The following is a 1,606-nucleotide window of genomic DNA, read 5'->3' on the forward strand; positions in this document are numbered from 1 at the left end:
ACAATCCGCTTGCCGAACTCCTTGTCCCGCATGAGGTCCTTGAGCAGGCGGACGAACGCCATGGTGGTGGCGGCGTGCTGCTTGCCGGAGCCGCGGTTGGCGACTTCGTAGACCTTCTCGTCCGGGAGGGTGACGTCGGCGTGCTTGGAGCGCCGCTCGGGGACGAAGCCGCCGAGTTGCTTGCGGCGGTCCATCAGGTACTGGATCTCCGGGGAGTCCATGCCGGGGTGGTAGTACGGCGGCCGGTAGAGGTCCGCTTCGAGCTGGTCGTCCGTGATCGGGATGCGCAGGTGGTCGCGGAAGGCCTTGAGGTCCGCGAGGGTGAGCTTCTTCATCTGGTGGGTCGCGTTGCGGCCCTCGAAGTGGGTRCCCAGGCCGTAGCCCTTGACCGTGTGCGCCAGGATGACCGTGGGCTTGCCCTTGAACTCGGTGGCGGCCTTGTAGGCGGCGTAGACCTTGTTGTAGTCGTGSCCGCCGCGCTTGAGGTTCCAGATCTGGTCGTCGGTCAGGTCCTGGACCATTTCCTTGGTCTGCGGGGTCTTGCCGAAGAAGTGCTCGCGGACGAACGCGCCGGATTCGGCCTTGTACGTCTGGTAGTCGCCGTCGACGGTCTCGTTCATGATCTTCACGAGCGAGCCGTCCTCGTCCTTGGCCAGCAGGTCATCCCACTCCCGGCCCCAGACGACCTTGATGACGTTCCAGCCGGCACCGCGGAAGAACGCTTCGAGTTCCTGCATGATCTTGCCGTTGCCGCGGACGGGACCGTCGAGGCGCTGGAGGTTGCAGTTGATSACGAAGTTGAGGTTGTCGAGCTTGTCGTTGGCCGCCAGCTGCAGCAGGCCGCGGGACTCGGGCTCGTCCATTTCGCCGTCGCCCAGGAACGCCCAGACCTGCTGGTCCGAGGTGTCCTTGATGCCGCGGTTGTGCAGGTACCGGTTGGACTGGGCCTGGTAGATGGCGTTCATCGGGCCGATGCCCATCGAGACGGTGGGGAATTCCCAGAACTCCGGCATCAGGCGCGGGTGCGGATAGGAGGACAGGGCGTGCCCTTCCTTGGACTTCTCCTGGCGGAACCCGTCCAGGTCCTCCTCGGAGAGCCGGCCTTCCATGAAGGCGCGGGCGTACATGCCGGGGGAGGCATGGCCCTGGAAGAAGACCTGGTCGCCGCCGCCRGGGTGATCCTTGCCGCGGAAGAAGTGGTTGAAGCCGACCTCGTACAGGGTCGCGGCGCCGGCGTAAGTGGAGATATGGCCTCCGACGCCGATGTCCGCCCGCTGCGCCCGGTGCACCATCACGGCGGCATTCCAGCGCAGCCAGGCACGGTATTTGCGTTCGATCTCTTCATCGCCAGGGAATGCCGCTTCCTGGTCAACCGGGATGGTGTTGACGTAGTCCGTGGTGGTGACCATCGGAACACCCACGCTCTGCGCGCCGGCCCGCTGGAGCAGGCTTCGCATAATGTACTGGGCACGTTCGGTGCCTTGTTCCTGAATCAGGGTATCCAGGGACTCCAGCCATTCGGCGGTCTCTTCCGGATCACGATCAGGCAGCTGGTTTGTCAACCCGCTGAGGATATGGGAGGTATCTTCTCCTGCAGCCACGTCCA

At 64.5% G+C, this 1,606-nt stretch carries 1 pseudogene; it reads right to left on the reverse strand.

Annotated features, from left to right (window positions below):
* Nucleotides 1-1,601 (reverse strand): annotated as a pseudogene (locus AC1DBX_RS20625) (pyruvate dehydrogenase (acetyl-transferring), homodimeric type); the annotation flags it as partial.
* Nucleotides 1,602-1,606: the final 5 nt, after the last annotated feature.

It is taken from the genome of Arthrobacter sp. 10N44_2 (genome assembly GCF_056394385.1).